This window comes from Nostoc sp. LPT (assembly GCF_017115165.1).
In the GTDB taxonomy this organism is placed as follows: domain Bacteria; phylum Cyanobacteriota; class Cyanobacteriia; order Cyanobacteriales; family Nostocaceae; genus Nostoc.
On the sequence record NZ_JABXKF010000069.1, the window covers coordinates 20,716 to 39,610 of the forward strand.

Consider the following 18,895-nt stretch of genomic DNA (forward strand, 5'->3'; position numbering starts at 1 on the left):
GTCACCCGGAGGGGCGTTTGTCATTTGTCATTTGTCCTTTGTTATTCACTAATGACTCATGACCAATGACTAAATTAGATGTAGAGATTTTGAATAGGAATACCGCGATCTTCGGCGACTTCAGAAAGGGTACGCAGTGTAGATAAGGCATTAACTGCGGCTCTAGCATTATTGAGCGGATTGTTGGAGCCTAGTTGCTTGGCTAAGACGTTACGAACTCCTGCTAATTCCAACACAGTTCGCACAGCACCACCAGCAATTACCCCAGTACCCGGTGAGGCTGGACGCATAATCACTTTTGCACCGCCACCGACACCATCAATGGGATGGGGGATGGAGTTGGATTTGGTGATTGGGATATCAATGAGGTGTTTTTTGCCATCGGCTACGCCTTTTTTGACGGCACCAATTACATCTGAAGCTTTGCCTACGCCAACTCCAACCTGACCGCGTTCGTTACCAACGACAACGATCGCTCGGAAGCTGAGTTTCTTACCACCTTTGACCACTTTACTTACGCGTCGGATTTGGATAACCCGCTCTTGCCAAGTGGTTTCTTCTTTTTTGGCACGCTTTGTTCTACTTTTACGCTCTGTTGCCATAATTTCTGCCTCTTTTGTCATTAGTCATTAGTCATTAGTCATTAGTCATTAGCTCTTATACAAGGGACAAAGGACAAATGACAAAGGACAATTTAGAAATCTAAACCAGCTTCGCGTGCTGCATCAGCTAGTGCTTTGACACGACCATGATATAAGTTACCACCGCGATCAAAGACTACTTTGGTGATGCCTTTTTCTAGCGATCGCACTGCGATCAACTTACCAACTTGTACCGATGCATCGCGGTTTGCAGATGACGCTAAACTAGATTTCAACTCTGGTTCTACAGTCGATGCGGCCACGATGGTTTGATGCTGAGTATCATCAATTATCTGGGCATAAATATGCTCATTAGAACGAAATACCGCTAAACGCGGACGTTCTGGGGAGCCAATCACTTTGCCACGAACGCGTCGATGACGACGGTTTTTTGATTCTCTACGAGTAAGTTTCATTTCTACTTCTTACCACCCTTACCAGTCTTACCAGCCTTTCGTCTTACCACTTCACCGGCATAGCGAATGCCTTTACCTTTGTAAGGTTCTGGTGGACGAACAGCACGAATTTTGGCGGCCGTGTTACCGACGATTTCTTTGTCATAGCCGCTAACAATGACGTTAGTGGGACCTTCTACGGCAAACTGAATTCCTTCTGGTGGTTCAATTTGCACCTGATGGCTGTAACCCATATTTAAAACTAGGTTACGCCCTTGAATTTGTGCCCTGTAACCAACACCTTGAATTTCCAAACGGCGCTGAAAACCTTGGGAAACTCCTTCGACCATATTTGCAACTAAAGTGCGGCTCAAGCCGTGCAGTTGCTTTGAGGTACGAGTTTCATCTCGACGGTTTACCTGTAATATTTCTCCTTCTTGGGAGAGTGAGACATTCGCTGCTAGAGTGCGAGAAAGTTCTCCTTTCGGGCCTTTCACCACAATATTCGTACCATCGATCGCCACTTGAACTTTGGCAGGAATAGTAATTGGACGTTTACCAATACGAGACATGACTTTTTGTCCTTTGTTATTTGTCCTTTGTCCTTTGTCCTTTGTCCTTTGTCTTTCACTAATGACAAATGACTAATGACCAATGACTAATGACCAATGACTACCAAACGTAACAAAGTACTTCGCCACCCAAGTTCTGACGCCGCGCTTCGCGGTCAGTCATAATCCCACTGGATGTAGAAATAATGGCAATGCCAATGCCGCCTAGTACTCTTGGTAATTCTTTTCGATTGGAATAAACACGCAAGCCAGGCTTACTGACCCGCTTTAAGGCGGTGATCAGAGGCTGACGGTTTTTACCCTTGTATTTCAGGGAAATCACCAGATTGCGTTTTACCCCTTCTTCTGCTTCTTCGATTTCAGCAATAAAGCCTTCCTCCCGTAGCACTTTGGCAATGCTCCGAGTCAATTTTGTCGCTGGCACTTGTGTAGTTTGATGCCGCGCCAGGTTGGCATTGCGGATGCGCGTCAGCATATCTGCAATTGTGTCGTTAGCCGCCATCGTTCCCTCTATAGATGAACTTATTGATCGCGAAAGGGCATTCCTAATTCTTTAAGTAAGGCGCGTCCCTCTTCGTCGTTTTTTGCTGTGGTAATGATGGAAATATCCATCCCACGCACTTGATCGATGCTGTCGTATTCGACTTCTGGAAAAATTAGCTGTTCTCTGACACCCAAAGTGTAGTTACCGCGTCCGTCAAAGCTTTTAGGGCTAACGCCGCGAAAATCTCGAATTCTGGGTAGTGACAGGCTAACTAGCCGATCGAAAAAGGCATACATCCGTTCGGCTCTGAGTGTCACCATGATCCCCACAGGCATTCCTTGACGGATCTTAAAGCCAGCGATCGCCTTTTTCGCCCTTGTCACCACTGGTTTTTGACCTGTTACCACGGCAATCTCGTTGATGGATGCCTCTAGTGACTTCGCATTTTGAGCTGCTTCACCCAAACCTCGGTTAATCGTAACCTTTACCAACTTCGGTACTTGATGAACGTTGGTATATTGAAACTGATCGATCAGTTTGGGGACGATTGTCTCTTGATATAAGGTTTTGAGTCTTGTTGTCGCCATAGTTTTTTGTCCTGATATCCCTGGGCTTGGTCAGGGAACTTTTATTGTCCTTTGTTATTTGTCCTTTGTCCTTTGTCTTTTGACTAATGACCAATGACTAATGACTATTTATCCAGAATTTCGCCAGTTTTCTTGAGTTTTCTGACTTTTTTGCCTTCTGAGGTAAAGGTGTAACCAACACGACTGGCAACGTTTTGCTTGGTGGAATAAAGCATCACATTGGAGCTATGAATCGGGAATTCTTGCGTAATAATTCGCCCTGATTCCCCTTCTTGCTGGGGTTTGACGTGCTTGGTCTTGATGTTGACACCTTTGACGATGACTTTACTCAGTTGAGGAAGTGCTTGGATAATTTCACCAACCTTTCCTTTGTCTTTGCCAGCAATCACTTGTACGGTGTCGCCAGTTTTGACGTGCATTTTGTGGAATACTTTGGGCGTACCCTGTTTGGTTGCCATTAAAGCACCTCCGGAGCCAGAGAAACAATTTTAGTAAAGTTTTTATCACGCAGTTCCCGTGCAACTGGGCCAAAAACCCGTGTACCTCTGGGATTACCGTCTTTGTTGATAATTACAGCGGCGTTATCATCAAAGCGAATACTCATACCGCTGTCACGATTTACAGCTTTCCGAGTCCGAACAATTACTGCTTCCACAACATCAGACTTTTTTACAGCCATGTTGGGTGTAGCATCTTTGACAACTGCAATAATTTTATCGCCAATAAAACCATAGCGGCGGTTGCCTCCGCCTAAGATACGGATGCACATCAGTTTGCGGGCGCCGCTATTATCTGCGACATTCAGGTAAGTCTGGGGTTGAATCACAATTATTCTCCCTTGTAATGTTGTTAGTGTCTAACAACGATGAGGTTTAAGTAGGCTTGACGTTCAGGATTTCTGTGATTTTCCAGCGCTTGGTTTTACTCAGGGGTCTAGTTTCCTGAATGCGAACGCGATCGCCTACTTTACACTGATTTTCTTCGTCGTGAACTTTATATCGTTGGGTGTTAACCACAATCTTGCCGTACTTGGGGTGAGGAGCGCGGTTTTCTATGGCGACTACCACAGTTTTTTGCATTTTATCGCTCACTACCAAGCCAACTCGTTCTTTAACTGCCATAATCTCCTACTTTTTCTCTTTAGCCGATTGACTTGCTGCCTGTTTGCGTTCTGTTTCTAGCGTCAGCAATTGGGCTAGGCGGTGGCGCAATTGTCGGAACTGGTGGGGCTTTTCTAATTGTCTGGTGGCTTTTTGCAAGCGCAACTGAAATAGTTGTCTTTTGATGGCGACAATTTCATCAGAGAGCTTCTCGTCACTTAATTCTCTAGCTTCTGAAATCTTGGGAAGAGGCATAAGCTACTCCTGCTCCTGTGGTTGAGAACGCACAATAAACTTAGTTTTGATGGGCAGTTTAAATGAAGCCAAACGCATCGCTTCACGGGCGATTTCTTCCGAAACCCCACCGATTTCAAACAAAATTCGTCCTGGCTTGACTACAGCTACCCAAAACTCTGGATTACCTTTACCAGAACCCATCCGGGTTTCAGCAGGACGCATGGTTACAGGTTTATCAGGGAAAATCCGAATCCAGATTTGTCCACCCCGACGAATATAACGAGTCATTGCCCGACGGGAAGCCTCGATTTGCCGCGAGGTAATCCAAGCTGGTTCTTGCGCTTGGAGTGCAAAATCACCGAAGTTGAGGGTACTACCACGGGTGGCTAGTCCTTCCATCCGTCCGCGCTGTTGTTTGCGGAATTTAGTTCTTCTAGGGCTTAACATGGTTTGTCATTTGTCATTTGTCATTTGTCATTTGTCATTTGCCATCTGCCATTTACTAATGACTAATGACTAATGACGATTTATCCTTCATTTGAGCGGTCTTCAAATTGCTGGCGACGACGTTGTTGTTGACGGCGACGGGGTTCGCGTTCGCGTTCGCGGGGTTCGCGTTCGCGATCGCGGCTGGCTGGTGGTAGGGGTGTTTCTTCCTGTCCAGGAATAATTTCTCCCTTAAACACCCATACTTTGATACCCAAAATGCCGTAAACAGTTTTTGCTGTGCAATAAGAGTAGTCAATGTCAGCGCGTAAGGTATGTAAAGGTACTCTACCTTCACGAGTCCACTCTGTCCGGGCAATTTCTGCACCGTTGAGCCGACCGCTGACTTGGATTTTAATACCTTGGACACCAGCCCGTTGGGCGCGTTGAATCGATTGCCGCACTACCCGCCGAAAGGAAACCCGACGTTCCAATTGTTGAGCTATGTATTCAGCAATTAGGTAGGCATCAGCATCAACCCGTTGAACTTCAACTACGTTAATGCGAATTTGGCGATTACTACCCAACAATCCTTGGAGTCCAGTACGTAAGGATTCAATACCTTGTCCACCGCGACCCACTACTACCCCAGGTCTAGCTGTGCGTACTTCTAAGTCGATTTGGTCAGCTTTGCGCTCAATCCGCACTTCGGAAATTCCGGCGTTGTTTTGAGCTTGTCTACCCAGCTTTTGTTCTATGTATTGACGCAGTTTGTGATCTTCTTGGAGAAGTTCTGGATAGCGATCAGGAACAGCAAACCAACGAGATTGATGTTCATGTGTAATACCCAGGCGAAAACCAACTGGATGAATCTTTTGTCCCACGAATGCTTCCTCTAAAATTTCTGACTTTACGCAATTTATTTCTGTAAAAAAAGCTTATTTTTCTGGGGCGGCTGCAACAGCCACAGTAATATGACACGTCGGCTTGCGAATTTGGTAAGCTCGACCTTGCGCTCTTGGCTGGAACCGCTTCAACGGCGGCCCTTGATCCGCATAAGCCTGAGTAATCACTAGTTGAGTCCGATCTAACCCAGCGTTGTGTTCGGCATTGGCAGCAGCGCTTCTGAGAACCTTCAATATGGGTTCAGTGGCGCGATAGGGCATAAATTCCAGGATGATTAACGCTTCTCGGTACGATCGCCCGCGGATTTGATCGAGTACCCGACGCACCTTGTAGGCCGAGATACGGATAAAACGAGCGATCGCTTTTACTTCAGTAGTATTAGTAGCCATAATTTTCTCCAATTTTGTCCTTCGTCCTTTATCTTTTGTCCTTTGTCTTTTGTCGAAAGCTAATAACCAATGACAAATGACCAATGACAAATGACCAATGACTAATAACTACCTACCTGCTTTTTTGTCGCTTTTTCCATGACCCCTGTAGGTGCGTGTCGGGGCAAATTCACCCAACTTGTGTCCTACCATCTGTTCATTTACAAAAACGGGAACGTGTTGGCGTCCGTTGTGAACAGCTATGGTATGCCCTACCATTAGAGGCAAAATTGTCGAAGCTCGCGACCAAGTTTTAATAACTTCTTTTCTGTTGTTGTCGTTGAGCTTTTCAATTTTCTTTAAGAGATGATCCGCAACGAAAGGACCTTTTTTTAGAGAACGACCCATATTTTTTAAGTGCTGAGTTCTGTTAGCGTTAGCGGGGCGTTTAGCCCGTGCTGAGTTTTGAGTTTTAAGTTTCGAGTCTCAAGTTTAGAAGTCTTGAGTTTTAAGTGTTGAGTTTTAAGTGTTGAGCTTGAGAATTCCACTCAGCACTCGTTACTCGGTACTCATTACTGATTAAGACTCACGACCACCGCGACCGCGTTTAGAAGACTTACGACGACGACGCACAATCAACTTGCTGCTAAGTTTCTTGCGATTGCGTGTCTTCGCACCCAATGTGGGTTTACCCCAAGGTGTAACAGGCCCCGATCTACCGATAGGCGCTCTACCTTCACCACCACCATGTGGGTGATCCACTGGGTTCATGACGCTACCTCTAACCTTAGGACGGCGACCTTTCCAACGATTTCGTCCGGCTTTACCTGCACTCAGGTTTCTCGCGTCGGTGTTGCCTACTTGCCCAATGGTGGCGTAGCATTCGCGTCGAATTAAGCGGACTTCTCCTGAAGGCAATTTGAGAGTTACATAATTACCTTCTTTTGCCACCACTTGGGCGCTAGCACCAGCAGCACGTACAATTTGACCACCTTTACCAGGAGTGAATTCTACGTTGTGAACACTAGTACCCAAAGGAATCTTTGAGAGCGGTAAGGCATTACCGTCTTCAAAGGGAGCTTCAGGCCCAGAAATAATGATTGTTCCAACTTTCAACCCGTTGGGGTGAAGGATGTATCGTTTTTCGCCGTCTTGGTAATACAAAAGGGCAATTCTGGCGTTGCGGTTAGGATCGTATTCAATTGCTGCGACTTTGGCAGGAATATTATGTTTATCCCTTTTAAAATCGATGATCCGATAAAGCTGTTTGTGTCCGCCACCCCGGCGACGACTAGTAATCCGTCCGTGATTATTCCGACCTTTGGCGCGATGCTTCGAGGTTGTTAAGGATTTTTCTGGTTCGGATCTGGTAATTTCCGCAAAGTCAGAGATTGTAACTTGGCGAGTGCTGGGGGTATAAGGGCGATAAGAACGAGTACCCATATTTTTAAGTGCTGAGTGCTGTTAGCGATAGCGGGGCGTTTAGCCCGTGCTGAGTTTAAAATTTTGAGTGCTGAGTTTTGAGCTTAGTAACTCCTAACTCTTAACTTTTAACTCACAACTTTTTTAGACTTCTGGGAATAGAACTTGTCTAATCTTGTCTTCATCCCCAGGTGCGACGGTGACGATCGCTCGCTTATATTGGGGCTTATAACCAATAAATTTACCAACGCGCCGCTTTTTGCGCGGTGGTAAGATAGTGTTGACTTTTACGACCTTGACCTGAAACAAGTCTTCGATCGCAGCCTTGATTTCTGGCTTAGATGCCTTTGGAATTACTTCAAAGGTGTACTTGTTTTGCTCCATCAAGATGGTCGCTTTCTCGGTGACGATTGGGCGACGCACTAAGTCGGCAAGGTCGCGGGGGTCAAAGCTAGGCACTGTAGACCTCCTGAATTTTTTCTAGGGCTGATGCCGTTACTACAATCTTGTCAGCGTGCAGTAAATCAAAAACATTTAGCTGGTCGGCTGCAATTAGTTTTAAATTTTCAATGTTGCGGGCTGATAAATAAACGTTATCTGTATCCGCAATTTCAGACAAAATTAACAGTGCCTTGCTTTCTGGTACTACTCCCCAACGGGCAAGTGCTGCCACTAATTCTTTAGTTTTGGGGCGAGATAGCTCGGTGCTAAATTCTTCTACTACGATCAAGTCGTCAATCCGGCTGACAAATGCTGTCCGCAGTGCTAAACGTCGCTCTTTGCGGTTCAACTTCAGGTCGAAGTCTCTGGGCTTTGGCCCAAAGATCACACCACCGCCACGCCACAATGGTGAACGAATAGACCCTGCACGAGCGCGACCAGTACCTTTTTGTCGCCAAGGTTTACGACCGCCACCTCTGACTTCCGAACGAGTTTTTGTACTGGCATTTCCTTGACGAGCATTGGTCAATTGCCGTACTAAGGCGCGGTGCACAATATGAGACGCTGTTTCTTCTTTGGCAACGCGCAATTCGAAGGTCGTCTCGCCGACCTGTTCTCCTTGCCAATTTTTAACTACGCTTTCAACCATCTTTGTTATTTGTCCTTTGTCCTTTGTCATTTGTCATTGGTCTTTTGCCATTTGTCCTGTGTCATTTGTCCTTTGTCTTTTAACCAATTGACTAATGACCAATGACTAATGACTAATGACTATCCCACTATTTTTGCAGGCACAACACTTACTAGAGCGCCTGGTTTACCAGGAATGGCTCCCTTAATTAGCAATAAGTTGCGTTCTGGGTCAACTCGCACTATGGTCAGTTTGCGGATTGTAATACGTTTTCCACCTAAACGCCCTGCCATCCGCTTACCTGGATAGACACGACCGGGTGTTGTACCAGCACCAATAGAACCGGGTGCTCTGTGGTTTTTGGAACCGTGTGACATTGGCCCGCGACCAAAGTTGTTGCGCTTCTGGTTTCCGGCAAAGCCGCGACCGATGCTTGTACCGACGACATCGACAATTTGACCAGCGCTAAAAATATCTGCTTTAATCTCTTGACCTAAAGCATAATCACTAGAGCGATCGGTGTGATATTCATTTAAGTGACGCAATGCTGGGGCAGATGATTTAGCCAAATGACCCAATAATGGTCTGTTTAGTGCCTTGGGTTTAACTTCGCCATAACCAACTTGAATGGCAAAGTAACCGTCGGTTTCTTTCGTTTTAACTTGTGTAACGGTGCATGGCCCTGCTTGAATGACAGTTACAGGAATAGACACTCCTGCTTCGTCAAATATTTGAGTCATGCCCAGCTTGGTGCCGAGAATACCTACAGACACAGTAACTGGTTCTCCTTTCTACTTGCTGACCTTGGAATTGGACTTTAGAGGACACGCTTTGTACGCATCAGTTTAGGCTAGGTTAGCCTGCGAAATTTAGAATGGCTTTAGTAAACCGCTCCAAATGCTTTCGGACACAACAAACCGTCTCCTTACTGCTTGATGAATCTGTTTAGCTTCACTCATTAGATCACCAGAACAGCCACAAGTCTCTTCCCGTTGGGAAGGAGTAACTTCTGGAATCAATGCAAGGCGCTACAGCTTTAAGCTGTGTGCAGCAATGCTTTCGTCCAAGCAATTGCTCTGGCACTTTCTGGAGGCAGCGCTGTCGGCGGGTTTTCCGATTTTTACACGCCCGAAGGGCGGCTTCCCGGAGATTGGCTACTGCCGTGTTGCAGTTGGACTTAAGCGGTTATTACCGCCCAGTATCCGTTAACTGAGACTGACGTAATGCCATGAAACCAACATTGCTGCTCAGTCTTTACTTCCTTAAACACCTTAAACTATTGTTTAAGCTTTTGCCTGCTTTTTTAGAGGCATAGGAGTAAACGTACCTTGGAGCTTAGGATTAACTTTGGTTATTCTTCCATAAGCTCTAATGTTGACCTGAAAGCTTTCTTAGTTTACCAGTCTACGATCTCTCTGAGTTAAATTATCCAATTTGGATTAAGTCATTAGCTTTTGATGCTAACACTACCTCAGAATGACAGTAAAAAGTCAACCTAATTTGCTTGTTTGGTCACAATCTAATAATATAAATTATTTATTTATGTTTGTCCAGTAATTTATAGAGCTATTTTTAGGGAGTGAGGGAAGCAGGAGGACAAGGAAGAATAACTATGCCCAATGCCCCATGCCCAATGCCCTTCAGGAGTGCTGAGTGCTAAGTGCTGAGTGCTGAGTAAGAGAGTTAGGAGTTAGGAAGAATTCTTGCCAATGCCCAATGCCCAAAAAAAATGCTTTTAATCTATTGGTTCAGGGTAAATAATAGAGATATCTAAGTGGGATAAGACGAAAATCTATGGCACTAATTACCACTGGCAACGGTTTAATCCGCGATCTGGAAAAGTTTGGCGCTCTGGGAGTGTATGTACCTTTAGAAGGGGGTTATGAAGGTCGATATCAGCGCCGACTACGGGCAGCTGGGTATACTACCCTCCACATTACTGCTAAAGGACTGGGTGATGTAGCTGCGTATCTCACAAGAATTCATGGAGTCAGACCTCCTCATCTTGGTAAAAAAAGTACTGGTAGCGGGGCGGCAGTAGGTCAAGTGTACTATCTTCCACCAATTCTCAATTCTCATTTAGAACAGCTACCACCAAAGTCTAAGGGGCTGGTCTTGTGGATTATTGAAGGGCATATTCTTTCCAATGAGGAACTTGAGTATTTGACAAATTTGCCTCAACTAGAACCACGAGTGAGAGTAATCATTGAGAGGGGGGGCGATCGCTCTTTCCGTTGGACTTCTCTAGAAAAAACTCTGTTAGCTAGTTAGTCTTTTGTCATTAGTCATTTGCTTATGACTAATGACTCAATTCAATCAGCATTTCAATAATGCTGAATCGAAAACCACAAGATGCAAACAACCGCCGTGAAGCCTCGTTAGCAATTGCTGTATCTAGACGAATTTGCTTGACGCCCATCTGATGAAAGCGTTCAATACTTAGCATTACCATCTGCCGCGCAATTCCTTTTTGGCGATATTCCGCCTCGACCCAGATATCATGAATAAAAGCAAATTCCTGTAATCGGTAAATTGGTATTTCTCGCTCAACTGTTGCCACCAAAAACCCTATAATTTGCCCTTCATTTTCGGATACTAGAAATATACTGCGCTCGTTATTTGCCAAACGCGTCAACCATTGCTCATAACGCTGTTCTGGATGCGGTAGAAAACCATACTTGGCGGAATCCCAAGACTCATGCAAAGCACAAATTTTGGCAACCATTGGTAAAACTGCGGGTACGTCAGTTATTGTGGCGGGGCGGATCAGCATAAGCTTTCAAGTTTTTATAGCAAAAGCCTTGGTGATTAGGACATAGATAGATGATAAAACTTAGACACAAAAAGACTTTTCGCCCAGTCCCCATTACCCCTTATCCCCAGAGGGGGCCCCACTTTCCCCAGTTCCTTGCTATAGCATTGGGAAAAGCTGGCTTGGTTAGAACAGGGGCGATGTCTAAGTGGATATCTGAAATGGTTATAAGGTTTAGAGACTATGGCAAACGTCTGTCTATTTATAACCACTCCAGAAAGAAACAGCAATCGCGATCGCCAGCAAATCGGTATTGCGCTATGTGCAACTTAAATGCTCATTAGCTGATAAGTTTTTTCGTAACTCCACGCAATCGGGTTAACACTGGCTTCGCCCAATTTCCACCTAGCAAATCGTGCAGCAGAATATAAAAACAGGGGATGATAAATAGTGTCAGCATCGTTGCGATCGCCATCCCAAAGAAAACTACAATCCCTAAAGGCTGCAAAAACTCAGAACCTTCACCAATGCCCAATGCCAAAGGAAACAGTCCCAAGATAGTGGTGACTGTAGTCATGATAATTGGGCGCAAACGTTGAGGAGCAGCTTTCACGATCGCAATTTGGCGAGTACAACCAACTTCATCCCGAATTTGGTTTGCTAGTTCCACCATCAGAATCCCTGCGTTCACTACAATTCCCACCAGCAGGACGACACCAACAATTACAGTTGCGCCAATTGCAGTTTTGGTAATGTAAAGTCCAAAAATTCCCCCAGCTAACGCTAGTGGTACGGTGAACATAATTACCAACGGGTCAATCAGCGAATTGTATTGTACCGCCATGACTACAAATATTAAGAACGTCGCCAACGCCCCCAAAGTTTTTAAAGCATCCTGAAGTTGCTGATTCGTTTCTTGGGCAGAACTAGGCACAATGGAAACACCATTAGGTAAGTCTACATCTTGGAGTACCTTGTTGACTTCTGCGATCGCTTCACCAAGACTAGCTCCCTCGCTGAGATTTCCTGCGACAATAAAAGCTTGGCGCTGATTAATCCGTTGCACCTCACCAGGCGCTTGACCTTCTTGAATCTTCGCAACATTAAAAAGGCGGATTAGTTGATTGTTTTCTGTAAATAGCGGTAATTGCTCTAACTGGGAAGGACGCTGAATCGCTTCTTTATTTAGTTGCACCCGCACATCAAGTAAACGATTACCGCGTTGAATTTGCGTGGGAACTGAACCTTCAATTGCTGTTTGAACTGTTGCACCAATTTGTTGAGCACTCAATCCTAAAGCTGAAACCCTTTCCCAGTCTGGGCGAATTTGGATTTCCGGTTGTCGAGGGTCGGCATCTGGTCGGAATGTCGCTAATTTTGCCCTTTCTTGTAATGCTTGCAGGACTTGGGCCCCTGCTTGCGTCAAGTTTTCTTCGTTCTCACCTTGCAGAACCACGTCAACATCTGACCCTTGCACTGGAGAATTACTCAAGATTAAACCCCGTACCTGACCAGGATTGAGGCGCAGCAGAATTCCTGCTAAGTTGAGTTTGTTAAATTCTTGAGTTACTTTTTTGACGAAAGCTTCGACATCTGTGCCTGGTTTAAGATTGATGGTACTACTGGCACGTAAAGGATTTTCTGTAGTACTGCTGCCAAATAAATTACCACCCACTGTTGTGAAAGCAGACTCGGTTTCTGGTTGTTTGAGCAAAATGTCATCGACAATTTGCATAACTTTTTGAGAAGTTACTAAAGGTGTACCGGGAGGAAACTGTGCTCTCAAGGTAGCTTGTCCGGTACTGATGCGGGGTAAAATTTCTTGGGGAATTTGACCAAACATGAAGAAGCTACTGCCACCTAAAATTATTAAAGCAGCAGTTACTACGAGGAGCCGATAGCGTAAGACCTTGGTTAAGAAGTTACTGTATCCCCGCGTAGCATCTTCAAATCGGTGATTAAACTGTCTAAGCAGCCAAAATTCACTAATTCGACTAGACCAGCGAATTCCTAAAAGTCGAGAAGACAGCATTGGCACTACTGTGATCGCAACCACAAGCGATGCTGCGACTGCGAAGCTAATTGTCAGAATCAGTTCATTAAATAGCAGTGCAATAAAGCCACCAATTAAGAGGAATGGCACTACAGAAACTAAGTTGGCACCTGTGGCAGCAACCAAAGCAGATTCTACTTCTTGGGAAGCAGTAGTCGCACTGTCAATAAAGAATTTGGAATTTCTCCCCTTCTCCTCTGCTCCTCTGCTCCCCCGCTCCCCTGCCTCCATCTCTCTTTGATTGGGAGTCATCCCCGCTTTTTCAGAAATGTTCTCCAAGATCACAACCGATGTATCAATTGCTTGACCGACTCCTAGTGTCAGACCTGCCAAACTAAACACATTCAAGGTTAAACCAAATATTCTCATTAAAGCGATCGCTGCCAGAGTACACAGCGGAATCGTCAAACTGATAATGAATGTTTGCCTGAACGATCCTAAAAATAACAACACTGCTGCTGCTGCTAATAATGCTCCAGAAATCCCCGAAAAGATGACATCATTTAAAGAATTGCGGATGAAGACAGATTCATCTGTGGTGGGACTCAAAGTCATATCTGCTGGAATTAAACCCGATTGTCGTAATTGTTCAATTCGCCGCTTAACAGCATCTACAACTGTGATTGTGTTGGCTTCAGGCTGCTTTTGGACTGAAAATTTTACCGCAGGCTGACGATTCAGATAAACAAATACTCGCTGTTCTTCTGTATCATCAATTACCTCAGCAAAGTCTCGCAAATAAACGCGGCGCGAAGGTGCAGGGGTAGTGGTAGTAGTAGTAGTGGTAGTGGTAGTGGTATTACTGCTATTACTGGTATTAGCACTACCAGGAGAAGAAACTTCCAAGGAAAGGTTTTCAATTTCCTTGGCATTTTGGAAGCGTCCGACAGTCCGAGTCAATGGCTCAGAATTTTGCCCCAGAATCCGACCACCAGAAGTATCTTGGTTACGGGCTGTTAATTCATCTAAGACATCATTTAACCCCACACCCAAAGCTTGCAATCGGTTTAAGTCAACAAGCACTCGTACTTCTTCCTCTGCGCCACCAGATACATCAACGGAAGCGACTCCCGGCACGACACTGAGTTCACGGGTTAACTCTTCATCAGCAAATACGCGTAACTCTTTACCTGGCAATGAAGCAGAGGTCAGCGCCAATTCATAAACCGGCAATTGAGAAGGATCGACTTTGAATAAGCGCGGCTCCTCTATTGTATCTGGTAGTTGTCCTCGATTTCGGTTAAAAGCAGCAGTTGCATCGTTTAGAGCTTGGTCAATATCGCCCCCTGGTTGGAAGTATAAATCGAGGCTTACCTGTCCTTCACGAGTGCGGGAGAAAACTTGCACTACATTCTCGGTTGCCCGTAAAGCTTCTTCTAAAGGTCTGGTGATTTCATCTACTGCTACTTCTGGCGAAATACCAGGGGCTTCTAGCCGGACGCCAATTCGCGGATAGGTAATAGCCGGTAGCAGATCGACTTGGATCGTTGTGAGAAAAAATACCCCAATGACAATTACTGCCACGGTGAGCATGAGTGTGCCAATGTGTTGGCGGATAGCGATCGCACTAAGGCTAAATCCGCTATTGCCATTATTATTTGCCTGTTGCATGATTCTAAGTGATAAGTGCTAAATGCTGACTACTGAGTACTTTTTTTTTGGTATGGTGATTATTGCTCACCCTACTATTACTTTTCTGAAAGAATTGAAAGACTTACAGTGTCACCTTCTTTTAACGGCTTACCACTACGAACAACATAGCGCTCTCCCACTTGCAAACCGGATAAAATTTCTACTTTGCCATCAGCCCTTTTTCCCATCATTACGGCTCGTGCTGCTACCTTCGTTTTGCCTTCTATGTCTTTGACGACAAATATTGTCCCACTTTGGTCTTGCGACTTTGCCTCTGCTGTACCAGATGTGTTAGGTGGGGAAGAGTTCTGCTGTGCATTTGTTTGCGTCTCCCCTGTACCCTTGGAGTTCTTACTGCCTGCTTGTTTCTGAATAGCTGTTTGCGGCACTACTACCCGCTGTTGAGTCTGGTTTTCAAAGTTGACTCGCGCCAGTAGTCCACTGCCAATCTTACCTTGAGTGTTGGGAATCACTACCTCTACAGGTATCAAGCGAGCTGTGGCATCAGCAGCGGGGGAAATGCGCGTAACTCTGCCAATTAATGCTTCTTTGGGAAAGGCATCTAAACGGACTTGTACAGACTGTCCAACTTGAATTTGTGCTAGTTCTAATTCGGAAACTTGGACGATGACTTTGACACGGTTAAAGTCGCCAATTTTCAAGACTTCGTTACCTGCTTGCAGCAAGTTGCCTGGTTCTGTCACCCTTTGTGTGACTACGCCAGTGATCGGAGATACCAGCCGAGTATAAGACCTGCGCTCTTTGGTTTGGGCAACTAATGCCTGTTGAGCAAGTACTCTACCTTGGGCGGCAGCAACGGCTTGCTGTTCTGTGCGAACTTGTTCTTGGGCTGCCCGGAGTGCCTGGGCGGCTGTTTTTGCCTGGGTACGTGCTTGCTGGGCAGTTTGTTCAGCGATCGCTCCAGCTTGGAAGAGTTTTTGCTGCCGCCCTGAGTCTGCTTGAGCTTGTACTACTTCTAGCCGCGCTCGTTCAACGTCTGCACGAGCATTGCTTACCTGATTTGTTGCCCTAGCTACTTCTGATTTGAGAGCTGCTAACTCTGCTTCTGCTTGCTTTAATTCGGTCGAAAGTATGGCATCGTCTAACTGCCCGACGTTTTGCCCAAGCTTTACTGCATCGCCGACATCAAGGTTCAAAGCCAACAACCGAGCTTCTACTTGCGATCGCAGTGACACAATTCGGAAGGGGGTTGTATTACCTGTGTATTCTGGTTGTGTTTGTAGCGTATCAGTTCGAGCGATCGCTACATCTACAGCCGTTGCACTAACACGTTGTCCACTACCAGGACTCTGAGATTGTGCATCAGCCGGTTCTTCCTTGGGTAGCGCTCCACAATTCGCTGTCAGCAGTCCGATGCCTAGCAAACAGGGAATCAATAATATAGATGCAAAAGGGGAAGACACCTTTGTGTCAAAACTATTTTTTACATCTGCAACAGCCACATCAGTCTTCATAACTGAATTTAACTGGGTATTAATTACCTGGTTAGCGGCTGCCAAAGGTGAGATTTTCGCCTGCTTGTGCGGCTTATTTCTGTCCAAAATCATTTATTTTTCTCGTATTTGGGGAGCTTTTTGGGTTAAACAGCCGTGCATTACCAAGTAATTTTGAGACATTATGAATAGTGAAAAGCGGCGAGAGTCAATTGGCTATCTTCTTGCAGAATTTTGTATCAAAAATTACTTTTTATTTAAAAAAATTCTCACCACTTTAACTCATTAAATTGAGTCGCCCGCTTTTTAGCTGACGATGCAATTATTAACTCAGTATAAATATTTTTAAATTTCTTGCAATCTGCCCTTAGTAGAAGACTTGTATTTACTGAAGATACGGGACTTTTACACCCCTACTTCTAATCTGGGCACTATTAAGTAATTATACTTAGACTGACATAACCAGATTTAATATAGCAAAATGCCTAGTAATTTTTACGCTCGATCAAATATATTAAAAAGAGTAAACATAAGTTGCTTTTTTTAACGCTGTAGTATTTTGATCGGGCGATCGCATAAACAGCGAAGAAAAGGGCGATATATATTACAGCCGCCAATATTAGGTCAGGAAAGTTACAAGTGACATCATTGCTAAAAATTGCACAAACTGCTGATGAAGCCCAGATTTCGGAATTTTTCCAGGAATCGGCGGGTAAGTGGCAATCGCAACGCCGCTACTACACCCTACCAGAGGGAGAAACCAAGGAGATGGAGAGTATAGTTACGATCAATTTTCTAGATCAGGGTTGTGATGAATTGCAAAACCTAGCTCAGATGCACGATTTGCCGGATATAGGTAGCTTGATCTGTGGTGCAGCAGTTATATGGGAAAGTACAGATGTACTAAAGTCAAGGAAAGAGTCGCAAGGTTCAACGATATTTGGAGCTTTAGGAAACATTTTGTATCGCGATCGCGGTTTTGCCATATCCAAACCAGTCACCGCTCAGTATTATTTCTCCAACCCTAAAACAATGTGTTTACGAACTGAGTACAACGGTTCAGTCTTTGAAGAAGAGTTAAAGCTAATTGGCAGCAAATACCGCACCAGACAAACTGTTATCTCCCGTGCTAGCGAGCAGTTAATGATTGGTCAATATTTAGAAAAGAGAGTGGATTAGTTGATCTCGTGGGTGCGGTTCACTAGAGCCTCATCCGTTTTAAGAGTAGCCAGCATCTAGCTATTAACCGCTTATATAACTTTTTATAACAGTTTTTTAAACCTTTTTCCCAGAAAGTTAGTTGTTATGTCATCATGGGAAGTGAAATGAGAATTAATTCGGCGACAGTGTTTGTTTTTAGTATTGACAGGCTTTTCCCTTTTGGTATTACAGACTTCTCTCCGAAATCTAAATCTCTACAAACTTATGATTTTGGAGACATTTGATGTCAATTTACGTAGGTAACCTCTCCTATGATGTTACACAAGATGCGCTGAGTGCTGTATTTGCAGAATATGGTGCTGTAAAGCGTGTTCAACTACCCACTGACCGTGAAACAGGTCGTTTACGCGGCTTTGCTTTCGTGGAAATGAGTTCAGAAGATGAAGAAGCAAAAGCTATTGAAGCTCTTGATGGTGCTGAATGGCTTGGTCGCGACCTCAAAGTAAATAAAGCCAAGCCCAAAGAAGACAGAAGTGGTGGTTCCTTTGGGAACCGTGGTGGTGGCGGCGGCTACAACCGTAGCAACAACCGCTACTAAGCTAAATAGACGAAAGTAGCTTAATTGAATTTAGAAAAGGCTCAGGCAGCAATGCTTGAGCCTTTTTTATACAAAAGTTTGACTCTAAATAATTTCAGGCAGTCATTTATCATACCGTACTGATGATTCTCTAACCAGAGTGCCCTGATGAAAAATCATTTTCCATTGATCGTCGTTTAATTTCCAGATGGAACTTCGCAGCGAATGAACAGGCTGTTCGCCAGATATATGTCTGACTATACGATAAGTTACTAAAACAACCCCTGTTGTTAAAACTAACGTTTTGAATTCTGTTATCAATCTTTGAGTCAGGGGTTCGATGGGTTCATTCTGCAAGCTCTCAATAATTTGCTGTTTATTAAAAACACGCCCTGAGCTTCCGAACTCAATGAACTCGTCAGCAAGTAAATCCATGATATCTTTAGCTGACTTTCGGACATCGGGTTGAAGCAAACGCTCCTCCAACTCGCAAAGAAGCGATTCTTCTAATAAATAGTCTGCTTTCATATATGTTTTGAAGACTAAATTGGATGGTGGTAGGTAAAATTAGGCGATCGCTTTGAACTTTGATTTTTATACGATCACACCCTTGAGCAAGTTAATAAAAAAAACCCGCTGATTAGGGTAGGATTCCAGCGGGGTTAAATAATACAGTTTTTTCAGAGAAACCAACACTCAACTTAATTACAGAGCTACTAGAAACTTTTACAACTAATAGTAACTATTTATAAATGTTTATGAACTATTTTTTTAGCATGATGTCTGTGATGTTTGGTATGATGAACTTTAGCAGATTTTACGCTGGTATGATGGATAGTTTTAGCTTGAGCTTGAGATGCAAAAGCGGTTACAGGTGCAGCAAAAAATACAGCCAAAAGTAAAGCTTTAGCGAACTTATTCACTTGAAAATCCTCATCGGGTAATCAACAATTTAACTATCCAATAGACGTATGTCATAAGTTTGTAAATGATATGAATCTTTCATATCATGTCCGGGTAATTAGTTACGATTAAACTCCAAATTGAATCCACCAGTGA

At 44.5% G+C, this 18,895-nt stretch carries 25 protein-coding genes; 3 read left to right on the forward strand and 22 right to left on the reverse strand.

Features of this window, described 5'->3' with window-relative positions; genetic code table 11:
- Positions 1-74: 74 nt before the first annotated feature.
- The 17 genes from rpsE to rplC form a co-directional block, all read right to left on the reverse strand.
- Entirely contained in the window at positions 75-602 is a 528-nt protein-coding gene (rpsE, locus tag HWQ58_RS15755) for a 30S ribosomal protein S5 (RefSeq protein ID WP_094328453.1), read from the reverse strand.
- A gap of 92 nt (positions 603-694) precedes the next feature.
- Entirely contained in the window at positions 695-1,057 is a 363-nt protein-coding gene (gene rplR / locus HWQ58_RS15760) for a 50S ribosomal protein L18 (protein WP_292864119.1), read from the reverse strand.
- Between the two features lie 2 nt (positions 1,058-1,059).
- A complete protein-coding gene (gene rplF / locus HWQ58_RS15765) occupies positions 1,060-1,608 on the reverse strand; it encodes a 50S ribosomal protein L6 (protein WP_292864122.1) in 549 nt (182 codons plus the stop codon).
- Positions 1,609-1,708: 100 nt separating this feature from the next.
- Positions 1,709-2,110, reverse strand: a complete 402-nt coding sequence (gene rpsH / locus HWQ58_RS15770; RefSeq protein ID WP_094349096.1) for a 30S ribosomal protein S8 — start codon at positions 2,108-2,110, stop codon at positions 1,709-1,711.
- A gap of 20 nt (positions 2,111-2,130) precedes the next feature.
- Entirely contained in the window at positions 2,131-2,679 is a 549-nt protein-coding gene (gene rplE / locus HWQ58_RS15775; protein ID WP_292864125.1) for a 50S ribosomal protein L5, read from the reverse strand.
- 104 nt (positions 2,680-2,783) lie between these two features.
- Positions 2,784-3,137 carry a 50S ribosomal protein L24 gene (gene rplX, locus HWQ58_RS15780; protein WP_292729115.1) on the reverse strand — a complete coding sequence of 118 codons (354 nt, stop codon included), beginning with the start codon at positions 3,135-3,137 and terminating at the stop codon, positions 2,784-2,786.
- Positions 3,137-3,505, reverse strand: coding sequence for a 50S ribosomal protein L14 (rplN, locus tag HWQ58_RS15785; RefSeq protein WP_099101129.1), 369 nt, complete (start codon positions 3,503-3,505; stop codon positions 3,137-3,139). The genes rplX and rplN overlap by 1 nt, the downstream gene beginning before the upstream one ends.
- 46 nt (positions 3,506-3,551) lie before the next feature.
- Entirely contained in the window at positions 3,552-3,800 is a 249-nt protein-coding gene (gene rpsQ, locus HWQ58_RS15790) for a 30S ribosomal protein S17 (protein WP_073641952.1), read from the reverse strand.
- Between the two features lie 6 nt (positions 3,801-3,806).
- A complete protein-coding gene (gene rpmC / locus HWQ58_RS15795) occupies positions 3,807-4,034 on the reverse strand; it encodes a 50S ribosomal protein L29 (RefSeq protein WP_292864129.1) in 228 nt (75 codons plus the stop codon).
- A 3-nt stretch (positions 4,035-4,037) separates the two neighbouring features.
- Complete coding sequence (rplP, locus tag HWQ58_RS15800; RefSeq protein WP_012410718.1) at positions 4,038-4,463, reverse strand: 50S ribosomal protein L16; 426 nt, start codon at positions 4,461-4,463, stop codon at positions 4,038-4,040.
- A gap of 80 nt (positions 4,464-4,543) precedes the next feature.
- Positions 4,544-5,326, reverse strand: a complete 783-nt coding sequence (rpsC, locus tag HWQ58_RS15805) for a 30S ribosomal protein S3 (RefSeq protein WP_292864131.1) — start codon at positions 5,324-5,326, stop codon at positions 4,544-4,546.
- 54 nt (positions 5,327-5,380) lie between these two features.
- Positions 5,381-5,737 (reverse strand): 50S ribosomal protein L22, encoded by a 357-nt coding sequence (gene rplV / locus HWQ58_RS15810; protein WP_069070777.1) that lies wholly within the window; start codon positions 5,735-5,737, stop codon positions 5,381-5,383.
- Positions 5,738-5,845: 108 nt separating this feature from the next.
- On the reverse strand, positions 5,846-6,124 hold the full coding sequence (rpsS, locus tag HWQ58_RS15815; RefSeq protein ID WP_012410721.1) for a 30S ribosomal protein S19: 279 nt from the start codon (positions 6,122-6,124) through the stop codon (positions 5,846-5,848).
- Positions 6,125-6,295: 171 nt separating this feature from the next.
- Entirely contained in the window at positions 6,296-7,159 is an 864-nt protein-coding gene (gene rplB / locus HWQ58_RS15820; protein WP_292864134.1) for a 50S ribosomal protein L2, read from the reverse strand.
- A 123-nt stretch (positions 7,160-7,282) separates the two neighbouring features.
- Positions 7,283-7,597, reverse strand: a complete 315-nt coding sequence (locus HWQ58_RS15825; protein WP_094349089.1) for a 50S ribosomal protein L23 — start codon at positions 7,595-7,597, stop codon at positions 7,283-7,285.
- Positions 7,590-8,228, reverse strand: a complete 639-nt coding sequence (rplD, locus tag HWQ58_RS15830) for a 50S ribosomal protein L4 (RefSeq protein ID WP_292864155.1) — start codon at positions 8,226-8,228, stop codon at positions 7,590-7,592. Before rplD ends, HWQ58_RS15825 begins: the two co-directional genes overlap by 8 nt.
- Before the next feature lie 119 nt (positions 8,229-8,347).
- Positions 8,348-8,980, reverse strand: a complete 633-nt coding sequence (rplC, locus tag HWQ58_RS15835; protein WP_292864137.1) for a 50S ribosomal protein L3 — start codon at positions 8,978-8,980, stop codon at positions 8,348-8,350.
- Positions 8,981-10,001: 1,021 nt separating this feature from the next.
- On the opposite strand from rplC, the gene HWQ58_RS15840 reads away from it, so the two are divergent.
- On the forward strand, positions 10,002-10,478 hold the full coding sequence (locus HWQ58_RS15840; protein WP_292774912.1) for an NAD(P)H-quinone oxidoreductase subunit N: 477 nt from the start codon (positions 10,002-10,004) through the stop codon (positions 10,476-10,478).
- A gap of 28 nt (positions 10,479-10,506) precedes the next feature.
- Here HWQ58_RS15840 and HWQ58_RS15845 read toward each other — a convergent pair whose 3' ends face one another.
- The 3 genes from HWQ58_RS15845 to HWQ58_RS15855 form a co-directional block, all read right to left on the reverse strand.
- Positions 10,507-10,980, reverse strand: coding sequence for a GNAT family N-acetyltransferase (locus HWQ58_RS15845; RefSeq protein WP_292864140.1), 474 nt, complete (start codon positions 10,978-10,980; stop codon positions 10,507-10,509).
- A 319-nt stretch (positions 10,981-11,299) separates the two neighbouring features.
- Positions 11,300-14,623 (reverse strand): efflux RND transporter permease subunit, encoded by a 3,324-nt coding sequence (locus HWQ58_RS15850; RefSeq protein WP_292864143.1) that lies wholly within the window; start codon positions 14,621-14,623, stop codon positions 11,300-11,302.
- Positions 14,624-14,700: 77 nt separating this feature from the next.
- Positions 14,701-16,212: an efflux RND transporter periplasmic adaptor subunit gene (locus HWQ58_RS15855; protein WP_292864144.1), complete on the reverse strand. Its 1,512-nt coding sequence runs from the start codon at positions 16,210-16,212 to the stop codon at positions 14,701-14,703.
- Positions 16,213-16,737: 525 nt separating this feature from the next.
- On the opposite strand from HWQ58_RS15855, the gene HWQ58_RS15860 reads away from it, so the two are divergent.
- Both HWQ58_RS15860 and HWQ58_RS15865 read left to right on the forward strand, forming a co-directional pair.
- Positions 16,738-17,277: a phycobiliprotein lyase gene (locus tag HWQ58_RS15860; protein ID WP_292864146.1), complete on the forward strand. Its 540-nt coding sequence runs from the start codon at positions 16,738-16,740 to the stop codon at positions 17,275-17,277.
- Between the two features lie 265 nt (positions 17,278-17,542).
- The gene (locus tag HWQ58_RS15865; RefSeq protein ID WP_194041514.1) at positions 17,543-17,857 is read left to right on the forward strand and encodes an RNA-binding protein; all 315 of its coding nucleotides are present in this window, start codon (positions 17,543-17,545) and stop codon (positions 17,855-17,857) included.
- Between the two features lie 102 nt (positions 17,858-17,959).
- Here HWQ58_RS15865 and HWQ58_RS15870 read toward each other — a convergent pair whose 3' ends face one another.
- Both HWQ58_RS15870 and HWQ58_RS15875 read right to left on the reverse strand, forming a co-directional pair.
- Positions 17,960-18,364: a nuclear transport factor 2 family protein gene (locus HWQ58_RS15870; protein ID WP_292864148.1), complete on the reverse strand. Its 405-nt coding sequence runs from the start codon at positions 18,362-18,364 to the stop codon at positions 17,960-17,962.
- A 218-nt stretch (positions 18,365-18,582) separates the two neighbouring features.
- Complete coding sequence (locus HWQ58_RS15875) at positions 18,583-18,759, reverse strand: hypothetical protein (RefSeq protein WP_292864150.1); 177 nt, start codon at positions 18,757-18,759, stop codon at positions 18,583-18,585.
- Positions 18,760-18,895: the final 136 nt, after the last annotated feature.

Bases quoted from the DNA above. Each gene is read 5' to 3' on its own strand.
- rpsE (WP_094328453.1), bottom strand. From the start codon at position 602: ATGGCAACAGAGCGTAAAAGTAGAACAAAGCGTGCCAAAAAAGAAGAA.
- rplR (WP_292864119.1), bottom strand. From the start codon at position 1,057: ATGAAACTTACTCGTAGAGAATCAAAAAACCGTCGTCATCGACGCGTT.
- rplF (WP_292864122.1), bottom strand. From the start codon at position 1,608: ATGTCTCGTATTGGTAAACGTCCAATTACTATTCCTGCCAAAGTTCAA.
- rpsH (WP_094349096.1), bottom strand. From the start codon at position 2,110: ATGGCGGCTAACGACACAATTGCAGATATGCTGACGCGCATCCGCAAT.
- rplE (WP_292864125.1), bottom strand. From the start codon at position 2,679: ATGGCGACAACAAGACTCAAAACCTTATATCAAGAGACAATCGTCCCC.
- rplX (WP_292729115.1), bottom strand. From the start codon at position 3,137: ATGGCAACCAAACAGGGTACGCCCAAAGTATTCCACAAAATGCACGTC.
- rpsQ (WP_073641952.1), bottom strand. From the start codon at position 3,800: ATGGCAGTTAAAGAACGAGTTGGCTTGGTAGTGAGCGATAAAATGCAA.
- rpmC (WP_292864129.1), bottom strand. From the start codon at position 4,034: ATGCCTCTTCCCAAGATTTCAGAAGCTAGAGAATTAAGTGACGAGAAG.
- rplP (WP_012410718.1), bottom strand. From the start codon at position 4,463: ATGTTAAGCCCTAGAAGAACTAAATTCCGCAAACAACAGCGCGGACGG.
- rplV (WP_069070777.1), bottom strand. From the start codon at position 5,737: ATGGCTACTAATACTACTGAAGTAAAAGCGATCGCTCGTTTTATCCGT.
- rpsS (WP_012410721.1), bottom strand. From the start codon at position 6,124: ATGGGTCGTTCTCTAAAAAAAGGTCCTTTCGTTGCGGATCATCTCTTA.
- rplB (WP_292864134.1), bottom strand. From the start codon at position 7,159: ATGGGTACTCGTTCTTATCGCCCTTATACCCCCAGCACTCGCCAAGTT.
- rplD (WP_292864155.1), bottom strand. From the start codon at position 8,228: ATGGTTGAAAGCGTAGTTAAAAATTGGCAAGGAGAACAGGTCGGCGAG.
- HWQ58_RS15840 (WP_292774912.1), top strand. From the start codon at position 10,002: ATGGCACTAATTACCACTGGCAACGGTTTAATCCGCGATCTGGAAAAG.
- HWQ58_RS15845 (WP_292864140.1), bottom strand. From the start codon at position 10,980: ATGCTGATCCGCCCCGCCACAATAACTGACGTACCCGCAGTTTTACCA.
- HWQ58_RS15850 (WP_292864143.1), bottom strand. From the start codon at position 14,623: ATGCAACAGGCAAATAATAATGGCAATAGCGGATTTAGCCTTAGTGCG.
- HWQ58_RS15855 (WP_292864144.1), bottom strand. From the start codon at position 16,212: ATGATTTTGGACAGAAATAAGCCGCACAAGCAGGCGAAAATCTCACCT.
- HWQ58_RS15865 (WP_194041514.1), top strand. From the start codon at position 17,543: ATGTCAATTTACGTAGGTAACCTCTCCTATGATGTTACACAAGATGCG.
- HWQ58_RS15870 (WP_292864148.1), bottom strand. From the start codon at position 18,364: ATGAAAGCAGACTATTTATTAGAAGAATCGCTTCTTTGCGAGTTGGAG.